Annotated in this window: 15 protein-coding genes; 10 read left to right on the top strand and 5 right to left on the bottom strand. The window is 60.9% G+C overall.

Translation table 11 applies throughout. The annotated features are described in order from the left end of the window. Positions 1–117: 117 nt before the first annotated feature. The 8 genes from bioF (at position 118) to AC193Q_RS17655 (ending at position 9,438) form a co-directional block, all read left to right on the top strand. Entirely contained in the window at positions 118–1,296 is a 1,179-nt protein-coding gene (gene bioF, locus AC193Q_RS17690) for an 8-amino-7-oxononanoate synthase (RefSeq protein WP_483878641.1), read from the top strand. After that, positions 1,289–2,020 carry an alpha/beta fold hydrolase gene (locus AC193Q_RS17685; RefSeq protein WP_483878640.1) on the top strand — a complete coding sequence of 244 codons (732 nt, stop codon included), beginning with the start codon at positions 1,289–1,291 and terminating at the stop codon, positions 2,018–2,020. The genes bioF and AC193Q_RS17685 overlap by 8 nt, the downstream gene beginning before the upstream one ends. Next, positions 2,013–2,825, top strand: coding sequence for a malonyl-ACP O-methyltransferase BioC (bioC, locus tag AC193Q_RS17680; protein ID WP_483878639.1), 813 nt, complete (start codon positions 2,013–2,015; stop codon positions 2,823–2,825). The genes AC193Q_RS17685 and bioC overlap by 8 nt, the downstream gene beginning before the upstream one ends. After that, positions 2,822–3,502, top strand: coding sequence for a dethiobiotin synthase (bioD, locus tag AC193Q_RS17675; protein ID WP_414904114.1), 681 nt, complete (start codon positions 2,822–2,824; stop codon positions 3,500–3,502). Before bioC ends, bioD begins: the two co-directional genes overlap by 4 nt. Before the next feature lie 108 nt (positions 3,503–3,610). Beyond that, positions 3,611–3,907, top strand: a complete 297-nt coding sequence (locus AC193Q_RS17670; protein WP_047297018.1) for a hypothetical protein — start codon at positions 3,611–3,613, stop codon at positions 3,905–3,907. Between the two features lie 276 nt (positions 3,908–4,183). Beyond that, on the top strand, positions 4,184–5,989 hold the full coding sequence (locus AC193Q_RS17665; protein WP_041069986.1) for a phenylacyl-CoA dehydrogenase: 1,806 nt from the start codon (positions 4,184–4,186) through the stop codon (positions 5,987–5,989). Between the two features lie 191 nt (positions 5,990–6,180). Continuing rightward, complete coding sequence (locus AC193Q_RS17660) at positions 6,181–7,470, top strand: GGDEF domain-containing protein (RefSeq protein WP_041069989.1); 1,290 nt, start codon at positions 6,181–6,183, stop codon at positions 7,468–7,470. Between the two features lie 189 nt (positions 7,471–7,659). Continuing rightward, positions 7,660–9,438, top strand: a complete 1,779-nt coding sequence (locus AC193Q_RS17655; RefSeq protein ID WP_047297015.1) for an acyl-CoA dehydrogenase C-terminal domain-containing protein — start codon at positions 7,660–7,662, stop codon at positions 9,436–9,438. 227 nt (positions 9,439–9,665) lie between these two features. Here AC193Q_RS17655 and AC193Q_RS17650 read toward each other — a convergent pair whose 3' ends face one another. Then, a complete protein-coding gene (locus AC193Q_RS17650) occupies positions 9,666–10,595 on the bottom strand; it encodes a LysR family transcriptional regulator (RefSeq protein WP_483878638.1) in 930 nt (309 codons plus the stop codon). A 169-nt stretch (positions 10,596–10,764) separates the two neighbouring features. On the opposite strand from AC193Q_RS17650, the gene AC193Q_RS17645 reads away from it, so the two are divergent. Both AC193Q_RS17645 and AC193Q_RS17640 read left to right on the top strand, forming a co-directional pair. Beyond that, positions 10,765–12,048, top strand: a complete 1,284-nt coding sequence (locus tag AC193Q_RS17645; RefSeq protein ID WP_483878637.1) for an aspartate aminotransferase family protein — start codon at positions 10,765–10,767, stop codon at positions 12,046–12,048. Between the two features lie 196 nt (positions 12,049–12,244). Continuing rightward, the gene (locus tag AC193Q_RS17640; protein ID WP_003228885.1) at positions 12,245–12,403 is read left to right on the top strand and encodes a YqaE/Pmp3 family membrane protein; all 159 of its coding nucleotides are present in this window, start codon (positions 12,245–12,247) and stop codon (positions 12,401–12,403) included. A 148-nt stretch (positions 12,404–12,551) separates the two neighbouring features. On the opposite strand, the gene AC193Q_RS17635 is transcribed toward AC193Q_RS17640, so the two are convergent. The 4 genes from AC193Q_RS17635 to pqqC are packed head-to-tail and all read right to left on the bottom strand — an operon-like array spanning position 12,552 to position 16,485. Further along, positions 12,552–14,363, bottom strand: a complete 1,812-nt coding sequence (locus AC193Q_RS17635) for a S9 family peptidase (protein ID WP_483878636.1) — start codon at positions 14,361–14,363, stop codon at positions 12,552–12,554. Continuing rightward, the gene (gene pqqE, locus AC193Q_RS17630; RefSeq protein ID WP_095668162.1) at positions 14,329–15,489 is read right to left on the bottom strand and encodes a pyrroloquinoline quinone biosynthesis protein PqqE; all 1,161 of its coding nucleotides are present in this window, start codon (positions 15,487–15,489) and stop codon (positions 14,329–14,331) included. Before pqqE ends, AC193Q_RS17635 begins: the two co-directional genes overlap by 35 nt. Continuing rightward, entirely contained in the window at positions 15,461–15,736 is a 276-nt protein-coding gene (gene pqqD / locus AC193Q_RS17625; protein ID WP_095668163.1) for a pyrroloquinoline quinone biosynthesis peptide chaperone PqqD, read from the bottom strand. Before pqqD ends, pqqE begins: the two co-directional genes overlap by 29 nt. After that, complete coding sequence (gene pqqC, locus AC193Q_RS17620) at positions 15,733–16,485, bottom strand: pyrroloquinoline-quinone synthase PqqC (RefSeq protein ID WP_003228879.1); 753 nt, start codon at positions 16,483–16,485, stop codon at positions 15,733–15,735. Before pqqC ends, pqqD begins: the two co-directional genes overlap by 4 nt. Positions 16,486–16,563: the final 78 nt, after the last annotated feature.

Genomic DNA, 16,563 nt, shown 5'->3' with positions numbered 1-16,563 from the left:
ACCCTGTAGGAGCTGCCGCAGGCTGCGATCTTTTGATGTTGTTTTTTAAAAGACAAGCTCAAAAGATCGCAGCCTTCGGCAGCTCCTACACAGTCATTTTTCAAATGTGAGGCCTGCATGTCTTTCGATCTCGCCGCACGCCTTGCTGCCCGCCGTGCTGAAAATCTCTATCGCCAGCGTCCGTTGCTCGAGTCCCCGCAGGGGCCTGAAGTGGTGGTCGACGGTCAGCCGTTGCTGGCGTTCTGCAATAACGACTACCTCGGCCTGGCCAATCACCCGCAGGTGATCGAAGCCTGGCGCGCGGGTGCCGAGCGCTGGGGCGTGGGTGGCGGAGCGTCACATCTGGTGATCGGCCACAGCGGCCCGCATCATGCACTGGAGGAAGCGCTGGCGGACCTCACCGGCCGGCCGCGTGCTTTGTTGTTCACCACTGGCTACATGGCCAACCTCGGTGCGGTCACGGCACTGGTCGGGCAGGGCGATACGGTGTTGGAAGACCGCCTCAATCATGCCTCGTTGCTGGATGCCGGTCTGTTGTCCGGCGCGCGTTTCAATCGTTATCTGCACAACGACGCCGGTAGTCTGGCCACGCGTCTGGAGAAAGCCACGGGCAACACGCTGGTGGTCACCGATGGCGTGTTCAGCATGGACGGCGACATCGCCGATCTGCCCGCGCTGGCCCGGGAAGCCAAGGCCAAGGGCGCGTGGCTGATGGTCGATGATGCCCATGGCTTCGGCCCGCTCGGCGCCAATGGCGGCGGGATCGTCGAGCATTTCGGCCTGAGTCAGGACGATGTGCCGGTGCTGGTCGGCACCCTCGGCAAGGCGTTCGGCACGGCGGGTGCTTTTGTCGCCGGCAGCGAAGAGCTGATCGAAAGCCTGATCCAGTTCGCCCGGCCCTACATCTACACCACCAGCCAGCCACCGGCGCTGGCCTGCGCAACGCTGAAAAGTCTGGAACTGCTGCGCACGGAACACTGGCGTCGTGAACATCTGCAGACGCTGATCCGCCAGTTCCGCCACGGCGCCGAGCAGATCGGTCTGCAATTGATGGACAGCTTCACCCCGATCCAGCCGATCCTGATCGGCGATGCCGGTCGCGCCGTGCGCCTGTCGCAGATGCTGCGCGAGCGCGGCTTGATGGTCACGGCAATCCGTCCGCCGACTGTCCCGGCGGGTAGCGCACGCCTGCGCGTGACCCTGACCGCTGCCCACAGCGAGGCGCAGGTGCAGCTATTGTTGGAAGGACTGGCCGATTGCTTTGCCCAACTGCCGCCGGAGCCAAGCCATGCGTGATCGTCTGATTCTGCTGCCGGGCTGGGGCCTTGGTATTTCGCCGCTGGAGCCTTTGACCGCAGCGTTACAGGGACTCGACGAGCATCTGTATGTCGAGATCGAGCCGTTGCCCGAGCTTGATTCAAGCGACGTGCAGGAGTGGCTCGACGATCTCGATGAACGTATTCCTCAGGATGTGTGGCTGGGCGGCTGGTCGCTGGGCGGCATGCTTGCCTCCGAATTGGCGGCACGGCGCGGCGAGCGTTGCTGCGGTCTGCTGACGCTGGCGAGCAATCCTTCTTTCGTGGCCCACGAGCATTGGCCGAGTGCGATGCCGGACGAGACGTTCGATGCATTTCTCGGCGGCTTCCAGGCCGATCCGCGGCTGACCCTCAAACGGTTCTCGTTGCTGTGTGCTCAGGGCGCGCAAGAGCCGCGCGGCTTGTCGCGGTTGATGCTGGGCGGCGCGCCGAATACGGCCCCCGAAACCTTGTTGGCCGGGCTGGAACTGCTCGCCCAACTGGATACCCGGGAAGCGTTGCAGGCGTTTCGCGGCCCGCAGTTGCACCTGTTCGCCGGGCAGGACGGCCTGGTGCCGGCGGAAGCGGCGGGCGCGTTGTTCGCGCTGTTGCCGGATATCGAAATTGGTCTGATCGAACAGGCCAGTCATGCGTTTCTTCTGGAAGACCCCCATGGCGTGGCGGGTGCGATCCAGGCTTTTCTACACGAGTGCGGTGATGACTGATTTGTCTCTAGTTGCGCTGCCCGGCGGCTTGCCCGACAAGCGCCAGGTCGCGGCCTCTTTCTCCCGTGCGGCGGCCAGCTACGACAGTGTTGCCGAATTGCAGCGCGACGTCGGTTCACAGTTGCTGCAGCGGTTGCCGGAAGATTTTCTGCCGTCGCGCTGGCTGGATCTTGGCTGTGGCACCGGCTATTTCACTCGCGCATTGGCCGAGCGATATGTTGAGGGGCAGGGGCTGGCACTGGATATCGCCGAGGGCATGCTCGATCACGCACGGCCACTGGGCGGCGCGCAGCATTTCATCGCGGGTGATGCGGAGCGTCTGCCATTGCAGGATTCGACCTGCGAGCTGATCTTCTCCAGCCTCGCGGTGCAGTGGTGTGCGGACTTCGAATCGGTGCTCAGCGAAGCTTTTCGTGTGCTCAAGCCGGGCGGGATTTTCGCGTTTGCTAGTCTTTGTGTCGGGACGTTGTACGAATTGCGCGACAGTTGGCGGCAGGTCGATGGGCTGGTGCACGTCAACCGCTTCCGCGAATTCGCCCGGTATGAGCAGTTGTGCGCCGCCAGTGGCTTGCGTTCGGTGAGTCTGCAGAATCAGGCGCATGTGCTGCACTACCCGGATGTGCGCAGCCTGACCCACGAACTCAAGGCGCTCGGTGCACACAATCTGAACCCCGGGCGGCCGGGTGGTTTGACCGGGCGGGCGCGGATCCTCGGCCTGATCGAGGCGTATGAACAGTTCCGTCAGCCGCAGGGATTGCCGGCGACTTACCAGGTGGTTTACGCCGTGTTGGAGAAACCCTTATGAGCGCAGCCTATTTCATCACCGGGACTGACACCGATGTCGGCAAGACCACCGTGGCAGCCGGATTGCTGCATGCTGCGCGCTCGGCCGGGCTGAGTACAGCGGCGGGCAAACCGGTGGCTTCGGGGTGCGAGGTAACCGCCAAGGGGTTGCGCAATGCTGACGCGCTGGCGTTGTTGGCTGAATGTTCGGTGCCGCTGACTTATCAACAGGTCAATCCGGTGGCGTTCGAGCCGGCCATCGCGCCGCATCTGGCGGCGCGCGAGGCGGGTGTCGCGCTGACCGTGCAATCGCTGTTGGCGCCGATGCGCGAAATTCTGGCACTGAATGCCGATTTCACCTTGATTGAAGGGGCCGGTGGCTGGCGGGTACCGTTGGCGGATCAGGACAATCTGTCGGATCTGGCCATCGCGCTGAAGCTGCCGGTGATTCTGGTGGTGGGCGTGCGCCTGGGCTGTATCAGTCATGCCTTGCTGACGGCCGAGGCAATTGCCCGCGATGGTCTGCAACTGGCCGGTTGGGTGGCGAATATCATCGATCCGAAGACGTCGCGGCTGGAAGAGAATCTGGCGACGCTGGCCGAGCGGCTTCCAGCGCCGTGTCTGGGGCGCGTGCCGAAACTCAAGGCGCTCAGTGCCGAAGCGGTGGCTGCCCACTTGCAGCTCGATCTGCTGGACTAATGCTTTTGCTATGACAGGGCACTGTGCCATCAGTATTTTTGACGGGTGTTTTTCTGACGCCTCTGCTTCAATGGCAACCATTGATCCTTCCCAAGGATGAGAACTCCCATGGAAATCACCGGTAACACAGCTTTTTATGCGGGTTTGAGCACCATTCAAACCGGGCAGAATCGTGTCGATCAGGCCGCCAGCCAGATCGCCAATAATACGATCGAGCGTTCGGTTACCAGCCAGTCTTCCGAGGCGCAGATTGATCGCCTGCGCGGTATCGACCGCAGCCAGCAAATGGATCCGGGCAGCGCCATGGCCGAAATGGCCCAGGGCAAGTTTCAGGTGGAGCTGGGCACCAAGGTCGCCAAGGCTTCCGATGAAATGCTCGGGACGATCATTGATACGTTTGCCTGATTTATCACATTCATCGTTTGCCGAACGCCGCGCTTTGTCGCGGCGTTTTTCGTTGTAAGTCCTTCTCCCTCAACTAATCTTTTTTCATTACCCGTGGCGCTTTGCAGCACATGGCCGTTTGCTGTGTCCGGCGTTTGAAAAAAGTCATGACGAACGGCAAAAGATCGACGCTTGACAAGATTTCGGCGTAAACGTATGTTTCAAACAACTGTTTGACCGTCACAACAAATCAACGCGGTCGTTCATTCCCGGTTACATCAGCAGAGGTTTATCGCTATGCCTGACTACAAGGCCCCCTTGCGTGATATTCGCTTCGTTCGTGACGAACTGCTCGGCTACGAAGCGCACTATCAGAGCCTTCCAGCTTGCTCCGAAGCAACGCCGGACATGGTTGACGCCATCCTCGAAGAAGGCGCCAAGTTTTGTGAGCAGGTATTGGCACCGCTGAACCGCGTGGGCGACCTCGAAGGCTGCACCTGGAGCGAGTCCGGTGTGAAAACCCCGACTGGCTTCAAAGAGGCTTACAAGCAATTCGTAGAAGGCGGCTGGCCAAGCCTGGCGCACGACGTCGAGCACGGCGGTCAAGGCCTGCCGGAGTCGCTGGGTCTGGCTGTGAGCGAAATGGTCGGTGAAGCCAACTGGTCGTGGGGCATGTACCCAGGCCTGTCGCACGGCGCGATGAACACCATCTCCGAGCACGGCACCCCTGAGCAGCAAGAAGCCTATTTGACCAAACTGGTTTCCGGCGAGTGGACCGGCACCATGTGCCTGACCGAACCGCACTGCGGCACCGACCTGGGCATGCTGCGCACCAAGGCCGAGCCTCAGGCCGATGGCTCCTACAAGGTTTCCGGGACCAAGATCTTCATCTCGGCCGGTGAACACGACATGGCCGACAACATCGTCCACATCGTACTGGCCCGCCTGCCGGACGCACCGGCTGGCACCAAAGGCATTTCCCTCTTCATCGTTCCAAAATTCCTGCCGAACGCCGATGGCACCATCGGTGCGCGCAACGCAGTGAGCTGCGGTTCGCTGGAACACAAGATGGGTATCCACGGTAACGCGACCTGCGTGATGAACTTCGACGGCGCCACCGGTTTCCTGATCGGCCCGGCGAACAAAGGCCTGAACTGCATGTTCACCTTCATGAACACCGCACGCCTGGGTACCGCGCTGCAAGGTCTGGCCCACGCCGAAATCGGCTTCCAGGGCGGCCTGAAATATGCTCGTGATCGTCTGCAAATGCGCTCTCTGACTGGCCCGAAAGCGCCGGACAAGGCCGCTGACCCGATCATCGTGCACCCTGACGTACGTCGCATGCTGCTGACCATGAAGGCCTTCGCCGAAGGCAACCGCGCGATGGTGTACTTCACCGCCAAACAGGTCGACATCGTCAAGTACGGCGTCGACGAAGAAGAGAAGAAGAAGGCCGACGCACTGCTGGCGTTCATGACGCCGATCGCCAAGGCGTTCATGACCGAAGTCGGTTTCGAAGCCGCCAACCACGGCGTGCAGATCTACGGTGGTCACGGTTTCATCGCCGAGTGGGGCATGGAGCAGAACGTTCGCGACAGCCGCATTTCGATGCTGTACGAAGGCACCACCGGTATCCAGGCACTCGACCTGCTGGGCCGTAAAGTGCTGATGACTCAAGGCGAGGCTTTGAAAGGCTTCACCAAGATCGTTCACAAGTTCTGCCAGAACAACGAAGGCAACGAAGCCGTCAAAGAATTCGTTGCACCGCTGGCTGCACTGAACAAAGAGTGGGGCGAGCTGACCATGAAGGTCGGTATGGCAGCCATGAAAGACCGTGAAGAAGTCGGCGCGGCCTCCGTGGACTACCTGATGTACTCCGGTTACGCCTGCCTGGCCTACTTCTGGGCTGACATGGCGCGCCTGGCTGCTGAAAAACTGGCTGCCGGCACCACCGACGAGGCGTTCTACACCGCCAAGCTGCAAACCGCGCGCTTCTACTTCCAGCGCATCCTGCCACGTACCCGTACCCACGTGGCCACCATGCTGTCGGGCGCCAATAACCTGATGGACATGAAAGAAGAAGACTTCGCACTGGGCTACTAAGCCTCAACGCGGTCTGACCAAACCGCTGCCCTTCCGGGGGCAGCGGTTTTTTTGTTGCTGGATCGCTCAGCAACCCGGCTTTTCTGCCGTTAAAGAGACTGCCTGTGATCTGGATCACATTGTGTGTGCTTAACTGGCCACATTGCAGGCACAATGCCATCTCTTTGATATGACGGGTCGGAGCTTTACCCTTGCCGCGTTCTTCCGCTGTACGTTTCAGTCATTTCCTGCCTTCACTGCTGTTATTGCTTGCGGGGTTGGCGGCTGCGTACGTCAAAGACCTCAATGTGTTCTTCACTTCGCTGTTCAACGTGCTGCCGACCCTGGTGCTGCTGTTGGGCGGCGCTTATTGTGCGGTTTACCGACGTCAGCGCGAACTGTTTCTGATGCTCACGGTGTACATCGCCTACTTTCTGCTCGACACCCAGACTGACTATTACCGCGATAACGGCAAAGTGCGCGAAGACGCCGCCGTGGTGTTCCACCTTGTCTGTCTGCTGTTGCCGCTGTTGTTCGGCCTGTTCGCCGCGTGGCAAGAGCGTACCCATCTGTTTCAGGACATGGTCGCGCGGTTCGCCGTGCTGTTGGCTTTTGGCAGCGTCGCCCTCGGTCTTGAGCAAAGTTATCCCCAGGCGCTGCTGATGTGGCTCTCGGAAATCCGCTGGCCAGCGCTGCACGGCGCCTGGATGAGCCTGATCCAGATGTCCTATCCGGTGTTTCTCTCGGCGTTCCTGCTGCTGGCCTGGCAATACTGGCGCAACCCGCGCCCGTTGCATGCGGCACAACTGGTCGGCTTGCTCGGGTTGTTCTGGATGCTGCCGAAAACCTTCATCCTGCCGTTCACCCTGAACATCATGTGCAGTCAGGTGATGCTGATGATTGCCGCCGCCGTGGCGCATGAGGCCTACCAAATGGCCTTTCGCGATGAGCTCACTGGTTTGCCGGGGCGGCGCGCGCTTAATGAGCGCATGCAGCGCCTGGGCCGCAATTATGTGTTGGCGATGAGCGACGTCGATCACTTCAAGAAATTCAACGACACTCACGGTCATGACGTTGGTGATCAGGTGCTGCGCCTGGTCGCGAGCAAACTGTCGAAAATCAGCGGTGGCGGCAGGGCATATCGCTATGGTGGTGAGGAATTCGCCTTGGTGTTTGCGGGCAAAACCCTCGAGGAATGCATGCCGCACCTGGAAGTGATCCGCGAGTCGATTGCTTCCTACAACATTCAGCTGCGTAATCAGGAAAACCGTCCGCAAGATGACCAGCAAGGTCGTCAGCGGCGTGGCGGCAGCGGTGCTTCCAGTGTCTCGGTGACGGTCAGTATCGGTGTTGCCGAACGCGTCGAGCAGCGCACCCCGGAAGAAGTCCTCAAGTCTGCCGACCAGGCGTTGTACAGCGCCAAGGGCGCCGGGCGTAACTGCGTCATGGCGTTCGGTCAGAACCGTCGCGGCGCGGTGCGCATGGACAGCGCCGCGGGCTGAGTCAAGCCACACGCCATCGCTCAAAAGCCCGCTGATTGCGGGCTTTGTTTTATCGCTGAATGTTGATGACCAAAAATAACAAATCAGTCACCGGTTGACCCTATGTGTCGCAAAAGTTGTTGAGGTACACTCGGCCTCAACGAAAACACTCTTCCACGAATCACCTGTTTAGATCTTGCGAGGTTTGCCATGGCTGACTACAAAGCGCCGCTGCGCGATATGCGCTTCGTCCTCAATGAAGTATTCGAAGTCGCCAAACTCTGGGCCGAACTGCCGGCCTTGGCCGAGACTGTCGATGCAGAAACCGTAGAAGCCATTCTCGAAGAAGCCGGCAAGGTCACCAGCAAAAGCATCGCGCCTCTGAGCCGTGCTGCCGATGAAGAAGGCTGCCACTGGAAGGACGGCGCCGTTACCACGCCCGCCGGCTTCCCGCAGGCCTATCAGACTTACGCTGAGGGCGGCTGGGTTGGAGTCGGTGGCGATCCGGCCTACGGCGGCATGGGCATGCCCAAAGCCGTTTCGGCGCAGGTCGAAGAAATGGTCAACTCCGCCAGCCTGTCGTTCGGTCTGTACCCGATGCTGACCGCCGGTGCCTGCCTGTCGATCAACGCCCACGCCAGCGAAGAGCTGAAAGCCGCCTACCTGCCGAACATGTATGCCGGGATCTGGGCCGGTTCCATGTGCCTGACCGAGCCGCATGCCGGCACCGACCTGGGCATCATCCGCACCAAGGCCGAACCGCAGGCTGACGGTACCTACAAGGTCAGCGGCACCAAGATTTTCATCACCGGCGGTGAGCACGATCTCACCGAGAACATCATCCACCTGGTGCTGGCGAAACTGCCGGACGCCCCGGCCGGTCCGAAAGGCATTTCGCTGTTCCTGGTGCCGAAGTTCATGGTTAACGCCGATGGCAGCCTGGGCGCACGCAATCCGGCGAACTGTGGCTCGATCGAACACAAGATGGGGATCCAGGCATCCGCGACCTGCGTGATGAACTTCGATGAAGCCGTGGGTTATCTGGTCGGCGAGCCGAACAAGGGCCTGGCGGCGATGTTCACCATGATGAACTACGAACGTCTGGGCGTCGGCATTCAAGGCCTGGCCAGCGGCGAGCGCTCCTATCAGAACGCCGTCGAATACGCGCGCGATCGTCTGCAGAGCCGTTCGCCGACCGGTGCGCAGAACAAGGACAAGGTTGCCGACCCGATCATCGTCCACCCTGACGTACGTCGCATGCTGCTGACCATGAAAGCCTCGAACGAGGGCGGTCGCGCCTTCTCGACCTACGTGGCAATGCAGCTCGACACCGCCAAGTTCAGCGAAGACGCCACCACCCGCAAGCGCGCAGAAGATCTGGTCGCGTTGCTGACCCCGGTGGCCAAGGCATTCCTCACCGACCTGGGCCTGGAAACCACCGTCCACGGCCAGCAGATTTTCGGCGGCCACGGTTACATCCGCGAGTGGGGTCAGGAGCAACTGGTGCGTGACGTGCGTATCACCCAGATCTACGAAGGCACCAACGGCATTCAGGCCCTGGACCTGGTCGGGCGCAAGATCGTCGGCAGCGGCGGCGCGTTCTACAAGCTGTTCGCTGACGAGATCCGCCACTTCACCGCAACAGCCAGCGCTGACCTCAGCGAATTCACCAAGCCGCTGAACGATGCCGTCAGCACCCTCGACGAGCTGACAGCGTGGCTGCTGGATCGGGCGAAAACCAATCCGAACGAAATCGGCGCGGCTTCGGTCGAATATTTGCAAGCGTTCGGCTACACCGCTTATGCCTACATGTGGGCACTGATGGCGAAAGCCGCGCTGGGCAAAGAAGCGCAGGACGATTTTTACGCCAGCAAACTGGGCACCGCGCGCTTCTATTTCGCCCGTCTGCTGCCGCGTATCCACTCGCTGAGCGCATCGGTGAAGGCCGGCAGCGAGTCGCTGTTCCTGCTGAGTGCTGAGCAGTTCTGATGATGTAACGTCATGTAAGCATTCTCTTACATGACGTGCTGCTGTTCTCCCATAGGCGTAGATTGGATCCACAGCTAATCTACAACTCATGGACGTCGCGCAGGAAGCGCAAAGCAACAACACGGACACGTAGGATTCTGCCAGGGTGGCGGAGTGAAATGGATGTCAGGGAAACAGTCTGCAAAGCCCCGCTTCGGCGGGGTTTTCTTTTGCCTGAAGAAAAGTTCTCAGGGCAGCGGATCCAGTGGCAGCGCGGCTTTCAGCGGTTTGTCTTCACGCTGGATCACCTCTTCCAGCAACGTGCGCAGCAACGCCAGAGACGCCTGCTGGCGCTGCACATCGCGACACACCAGGCCAACCTGCAGGGGCACCCGTGGCTCGCTCAGCGGCTTCCACAGCAGATCCTGATCGTCGTATTCCCTCTGTGAGCGCCCGGGCAGCACGGTCGCCAGTTTGGTATGCGGCAAACTGTCGAGAATCCCCAGCATATTGTTCAGCTCAGCCTGCACCTGCGGGCGTCGCCCTAGGCTGGTCAGTTGTGCCTGCCAGATCTGCCGGATCTGAAACTCTTCGCCCAGCAGCAACATCGGCAATTCCGCTGCCTGTCGCATCGAGACCTTCTTGAATTCACGCAGCGGATGATCCGCCGGGATCACCAACGTCAGCTCATCTTCATACAGCATCACGCCATGCAGCCCGGGTTGTCGCGGTGGCAGGTAGCTGATGCCGATATCCAGCGAGCCGTTGAGCAGGCGGCGCTCGATCTCCAGACCGGTCAGCTCGTAAATCTGCACCACCAGATGCGGCTGCGCCTTTCGCACCCGCTCGAGCATTTGCGGGACGAGGCTGGTGTGTACGGTTTGCAGTACGCCGATCGCCAAGGTGCGCAAAGCCTGGCCCTTGAAATTGCCCAATGCCTCGCGCGCGCGCTGCAATCCATCGAGCAGTGGCAGGGCGTGGTTGTACAGGGTGTGCGCGGCGAGGGTCGGTAGCAGGCGTTTGCTGCTGCGTTCGAACAGGGTGACGTCGAGGTTCTGCTCGAGCTGGCGGATCTGTTGCGAGAGTGCCGGTTGCGAGATCGACAGGCGCTCAGCGGCCCGGCCCACATGGCCTTCTTCGTAGACCGCGACGAAATAACGCAGTTGTTTGAAATCCATAAGTAATGCTTATCGAAAATGCTGGTAAATCGAAATGGCCCGAAGCCCGCTGTGAGCCTAGTCTAACCGCAATCACAAGGCTTACAGGGCCAAAGAGCGCGATGAATAGCGTTTGCTTCGACAGTGTTTGCATAGGCAGTTCAAAAAACCTCAAACGAGGTTTTTTTCAATGAATCTGTTCAGTTTGCGGCGCCAGGCGCCGAGTCTTGATGACCTTGCGTTCGAGATCCATCCCGCCGGGGCAGGCGACAGTCTGAATGCCGAGCGCTTGATGCCCAGCGTCGAGCGCCCGCTGCAGGTGTTCGTTCGTGGTCAGGGTTCCTGGCTGTGGGACGGTCATGATCGCGCCTACCTCGACTTCTCCCAGGCCGGCGGTGCCAACAGTCTGGGGCACAGCCCCTCGGCGCTGGTCAAAGCGATTGCCAGTCAGGCGCAGGCACTGATCAATCCCGGTTTCAATCTGCACAATCGCGGCATGCTCAACCTTGCCGAACGTTTGTGTGCCAGCACTTCCAGCGACCAGGCTTACTTGCTCAACAGTGGCAGCGAGGCCTGTGAAGCGGCAATCAAACTGGCGCGCAAATGGGGCCAGCTGCATCGTGGTGGGGCGTCGCGAATCATCGTGGCGAAGCAAGGTTGTCACGGCCGTAGTCTGGCGACGATTTCCGCATCAGACAGTTGCAACCTGCACAACCGTTTCGCTCCGCTGCTGCCAGGTTTCGATCTGGTGCCATTCAACGACCTGCCGGCGCTGCACGCGGCTGTCGATGCGCAAACCGTGGCGATCATGCTTGAGCCGATTCAGAGCGATGCCGGGGTTATTCCGGCCACTGAGCATTACCTCAAAGGCGTTGAACGGCTGTGCCGCGAACTGGGCATTCTGCTGATCCTCGACGAAGTGCAGACCGGTATCGGCCGCTGTGGCACTTTGCTCGCCGAGCAGTCTTACGGTGTGCGCGCCGATATTGTCGTACTCGGCAAGGGCCTGGGTGGTGGTGTGCCGCTGGCAGCGCTGCTGGCCCGAGGCAAGGCCTGCTGCTTTGATGCCGGGGAACTGGGCGGCACTCATCACGGCAACGCACTGATGACCGCGGCCGGTCTGGTGGTGCTCGACAGCGTGCAGGACCGGGCCTTTCTCGAACAGGTCAAAGACCACGGTCAGCACTTGCGCGAGGGACTCGCGCGTCTGGCGCACCGTTACGGCCATGGCGAACTGCGTGGTCAAGGCCTGTTCTGGGGATTGAGCCTGTCAGAGGATTGCGCCGATGCCGTAGTCAGTGCCGCCCTGCATGAAGGCCTGCTGCTCAATGCGCCGCAAGCCGATTGCCTGCGTTTCACCCCGGCACTCACCGTCAGCAAGGCCAACATCGACGAAATGCTCCTGCGCCTGGCCCGCGCCTTCTCGCGGGTGCGCACCGCGCAACTGCAATGCCGCAAAGGGATTGCCGTCTGAACTGAAGTTTCCTGCCCGATTTCAAGAACCGTCTCGCGGTATAACGCACGCCTCACGCCTGATTCTTTTGGCGTGGGGCGTTTTTTTATGCCCGATAGTGGCGATCAAATGGCGTTTGCACTGAACCCTGACGAACGGCGCAGGTCGATTAGCTTGTATGGCTCAAGTGAGCCAACCCCCAATCAGGAGCTGACCCATGGACTTCATTCGTATCATCATCGCCATTCTGTTACCGCCACTGGGTGTGTTTCTGCAGGTCGGGTTCGGCGGGGCGTTCTGGCTGAACATTCTGCTGACGCTGTGTGGTTATATCCCGGGGATCGTGCATGCGGTGTACATCATCGCCAAGCGCTGAGTTCAGCGGCGCGAGATAGATTGCTATCGCGGGCAAGCCCGCTCCCACAGTGTTTTCGGTAGGTCACACATTTTGTGTACACCAAAGAACCTGTGGGAGCGGGCTTGCCCGCGATGGGGGCGGCGCCATTTTGAAAGAAGTGCGGTATTCAGTCCGCCAACCCCATCGCCCGCCGATAAAACGTCCACTCCTGCTCCAGCGCATGTGCCTGATTCACCGCCCGGCGAAAGCCATGGCGCTCCTCGGCGTAGTAATGCGCCTCGACCGGGATGCCATTGCGTTCCAGCGCCGTGACCATGTCGCGGGTCTGTTGCGGCACCACCACGGCATCCAGTTCACCCTGAAAGAAGATCACCGGCACCCGGATGTTGTTCGCGTGTAGCAAAGGTGTGCGTGCGGCGTAGCGCTCGACGTCCTGCTGGGGATCGCCGATCAGCCAGTCGAGATAATCGCCTTCAAATTTGTGCGTCGCCCGGGCCAGTGCCACCGGGTCGCTGACGCCGTAGAGGCTGGCGCCGGCGCGGAACACCTGATGAAACGCCAGCGCACACAACGTGGTGTAACCCCCGGCGCTGCCGCCGCGGATAAACGCGTGCTCGCCGTTGATCAGACCTTGTCTGGCCAGATACGCCACCACCGCGCAGGCGTCCTCGACGTCCACCTCGCCCCAGCTCAGATGCAACGCTTGACGGTATTCGCGGCCATAACCGCTACTGCCGCGGTAGTTGAGGTCGGCGACAGCAAAACCGCGTTGCGTCCAGTACTGGATGCGCGGGTCGAGCATCGGGTAGCAGGCCGAGGTCGGGCCGCCGTGGATGAACACCACCAGTGGTGGCTGCGTTTCGTCGTTCATCGCCGGATAAAAGAAACCGTGGGCCTCCCCGCTGCCGCTCGGGTAGCGCAAGGTCTGCGGCCGGCTGATGCGCTCCGCTGGCAGTGGCGCAATACCACCGGCCAGCACATTCACTTCGCGGCTGGAGCGATCAATGGCTATCACCGCCGAGGGGCTGATTGGCGAGGCGGCGATGCAATAGATGAGTTGCTGATCCAGCGCCAGGTGCCGGAAACGACTGTAGTCGCCGGTGAAGTCGTCGCCGTCGAGCGCCAGGCGACCAAAACCGCCCTCGGTCCAGCTCGCCAGAAACGAATCGCCCACCGGCAACCAGGTGCAGCCACCCAGTTGCCAAGGGGCGGGCGCATGATCGGCCTCGGCGCAGGGCAGCCGCTGCAAACCGTCAGACGTTTCACCCCACGGCTGCCAGAAACCGCCGCGATCGGTCAGGCAGTACAAGCGATTTTCAGTGTCGAATCGCGGTTGCTGGATCGACTCTTCAAGGTCAGCTCCCGCCAGGCAACGCGTTGCGCCAAAGCCACCCTCAGCCAGACGCTCGGCGACCATCAATCGCGTACACGTCCATGGCTGATGTGGTCGGCTCCACTCGATCCACGCCAAACGTCGGCCATCCGGGCTGATGGTGGGTGCAGCATAGAAATCCGCACCTTCAGTCAGCAAATGCCGGGTGCCGTCAGCCAGATCAATGGCGACGAGTCGATGCTGATCTTGCTGCTCCTCAACCGCCAGTACCTGGCCGAAAGCACAATGCAGATCGCCATAACGACACTCGCCAGAAGTCAGCACCTCGGGCGCGCCATCCAGCGTCTGCCGATACAACTGCTGATCCGCCTCATTGACGAAAACCACCCCGTCCGGCGTCAGACAAAACGCGCCACCGCCGTATTCGTACACCCGGCTACGCACGCTGAAGCCATTCGGCGTCAGACATTTCGCCACGCCGTCGCGCCAGTGCCAGATCCGGCACGCGGCGTCTTCGGGGCGATATTCATTCCAGAACAAACCGTGAATGCCAAGTTGCAGTTCGGCGAAATCCATTCCGGCGGCGACGGCCTGGGTGGCGCTGAAAGGCTCAGCCCTTGGCGATGAGGCGTGAGTTTCGTTCATTACGGAAGGCCAGTTGTTCGATGGTCTGGGTGGCGGTCTCGGCTTCTTCGCGGGCCTTGAGAATCACGCCGTGATGTTCGGACTTGCTGCACACCGGATCGGCGTTACTCGCGTCCCCCGTGAGCATGAACGCCTGACAGCGGCAGCCGCCGAAGTCCTGTTCCTTCTCGTCGCAGGAGCGGCACGGCTCGGGCATCCAGTCATAGCCGCGAAAGCGGTTGAAGCCGAACGAGTCGTACCAGATGTGCTGCATGCTGTGGTCGCGCACGTTGGGAAATTGCACCGGCAGCTGTCGGGCGCCATGACAGGGCAGGGCGGTGCCGTCCGGAGTCACCGTCAGAAAGACGCTGCCCCAGCCGTTCATGCAGGCTTTCGGGCGTTCTTCGTAGTAATCCGGGGTGACGAAAATCAACTTGCAGGGATGTCCTTCGGCTTCCAGTTTGGCGCGGTATTCGTTGGTGATGCGTTCGGCACGCACCAGTTGTTCCTTGGTCGGCAGCAGGCCGACACGGTTGAGCTGGGCCCAGCCGTAGAACTGGCAGGTGGCGAGCTCGACGAAGTCCGCTTCGAGCGCGATGCACAGCTCGATAATGCGGTCGATCTTGTCGATGTTGTGCCGATGGGTGACAAAGTTCAGCACCATCGGATAGCCGTGGGCCTTCACCGCGCGAGCCATTTCCAGCTTCTGCGCGAAAGCCTTTTTCGAGCCGGCGAGCAGGTTGTTCACCTGCTCGTCGCTGGCCTGGAAACTGATCTGGATGTGATCGAGACCGGCCTTCTTGAAGTCACTGATCTTCTGCTCGGTCAGGCCGATGCCCGAGGTAATCAGGTTGGTGTAGAAACCCAGCTGCCGCGCTTCACGAATCAGCTCGGCAAGATCCTGGCGCACCAGTGGCTCACCACCGGAAAACCCCAATTGCGCGGCGCCCATCTCCCGCGCTTCGCGGAACACCTTGATCCACTGCTCGGTGCTCAGCTCTTTGCCCTGCTCGGCGAAATCCAGTGGATTGGAACAGTACGGGCATTGCAGCGGGCAGCGGTAGGTCAGCTCGGCGAGCAGCCACAGCGGCAGGCCGACCTCGGGCCTGGACGGCACATCAGTCAAGGGTGATCCAGTGTTGCGCACGGGCAACCTCCATGAATTGCTCGATGTCGTCACCGAGTTCGGGCACGCCGGGGAACTGCTCATCGAGTTTGGCGATGATCGCCGCGACATCACGCTCACCGTCGATCAAACCGCCGATCAGCGCGGCGCTGTCGTTGAGCTTGATCATGCCCTCGGGGTAGAGCAGCACGTGGCCTTTTTGCGCCGGTTCGTACTGGAAGCGGTAGCCGGGACGCCAGGTCGGGATCTTGCTGCGATCGAAACTCATAAGGTGATTCCTTTGTGCCAGACCCGTTGTTCGGTGACGCTGTGGTACGGCGGGCGGTTCAGTTCGTAAGCCATGCTCATGGCATCGAGCATGCTCCAAAGAATGTCCAGTTTGAACTGGAGAATTTCCAGCATGCGCTCCTGACCCTCGCGGGTCTTGTAGTGCTCGAGCGTGATCGCCAGACCATGCTCGACATCGCGCCGCGCCTGACCGAGGCGGGTGCGGAAATATTCGTAACCGGCCGGGTCGATCCACGGGTAATGCTGCGGCCAGCTGTCGAGGCGCGACTGGTGGATCTGCGGCGCGAACAGCTCGGTCAACGAGCTGCTGGCGGCTTCCTGCCAACTGGCGCGGCGGGCGAAGTTGACGTAGGCATCGACAGCGAAACGCACGCCGGGCAGCACCAGCTCCTGGGAGCGCAACTGATCCGGATCGAGGCCGACCGCTTGCCCGAGACGCAGCCAGGCTTCAATCCCGCCGTCTTCACCGGGGGCGCCGTCGTGGTCGAGCAGGCGTTGAATCCACTCGCGACGGATCTCGCGATCCGGGCAATTGGCGAGGATCGCCGCGTCTTTCAGGGGGATGTTCACCTGATAGTAAAAGCGGTTGGCGACCCAGCCCTGAATCTGCTCGCGGGTGGCACGCCCTTCGTACATCGCCACGTGGTACGGGTGGTAGATGTGGTAGTAGGCGCCTTTGGCGCGCAGTGCGGCTTCGAATTCGGTGGGGGACAGCGGGGTGTCGGTCATTGCGGTTCTCCGGGGAACAACCGTTAAAATCTTGGGTGTCTGGTCGGACGTCATCGCTGGCAAGCCAGCTCCCACAGT

Source organism: Pseudomonas sp. F2, assembly GCF_057174385.1.
This window is presented reverse-complemented; position numbering and strand designations above follow the sequence as displayed.

Bases quoted from the DNA above. Each gene is read 5' to 3' on its own strand.
- AC193Q_RS17650 (WP_483878638.1), bottom strand. From the start codon at position 10,595: ATGGATTTCAAACAACTGCGTTATTTCGTCGCGGTCTACGAAGAAGGC.
- AC193Q_RS17635 (WP_483878636.1), bottom strand. From the start codon at position 14,363: ATGAACGAAACTCACGCCTCATCGCCAAGGGCTGAGCCTTTCAGCGCC.
- pqqC (WP_003228879.1), bottom strand. From the start codon at position 16,485: ATGACCGACACCCCGCTGTCCCCCACCGAATTCGAAGCCGCACTGCGC.
- AC193Q_RS17645 (WP_483878637.1), top strand. From the start codon at position 10,765: ATGAATCTGTTCAGTTTGCGGCGCCAGGCGCCGAGTCTTGATGACCTT.
- bioF (WP_483878641.1), top strand. From the start codon at position 118: ATGTCTTTCGATCTCGCCGCACGCCTTGCTGCCCGCCGTGCTGAAAAT.
- AC193Q_RS17685 (WP_483878640.1), top strand. From the start codon at position 1,289: ATGCGTGATCGTCTGATTCTGCTGCCGGGCTGGGGCCTTGGTATTTCG.
- AC193Q_RS17655 (WP_047297015.1), top strand. From the start codon at position 7,660: ATGGCTGACTACAAAGCGCCGCTGCGCGATATGCGCTTCGTCCTCAAT.
- bioD (WP_414904114.1), top strand. From the start codon at position 2,822: ATGAGCGCAGCCTATTTCATCACCGGGACTGACACCGATGTCGGCAAG.
- AC193Q_RS17640 (WP_003228885.1), top strand. From the start codon at position 12,245: ATGGACTTCATTCGTATCATCATCGCCATTCTGTTACCGCCACTGGGT.
- AC193Q_RS17665 (WP_041069986.1), top strand. From the start codon at position 4,184: ATGCCTGACTACAAGGCCCCCTTGCGTGATATTCGCTTCGTTCGTGAC.
- bioC (WP_483878639.1), top strand. From the start codon at position 2,013: ATGACTGATTTGTCTCTAGTTGCGCTGCCCGGCGGCTTGCCCGACAAG.
- AC193Q_RS17670 (WP_047297018.1), top strand. From the start codon at position 3,611: ATGGAAATCACCGGTAACACAGCTTTTTATGCGGGTTTGAGCACCATT.
- pqqD (WP_095668163.1), bottom strand. From the start codon at position 15,736: ATGAGTTTCGATCGCAGCAAGATCCCGACCTGGCGTCCCGGCTACCGC.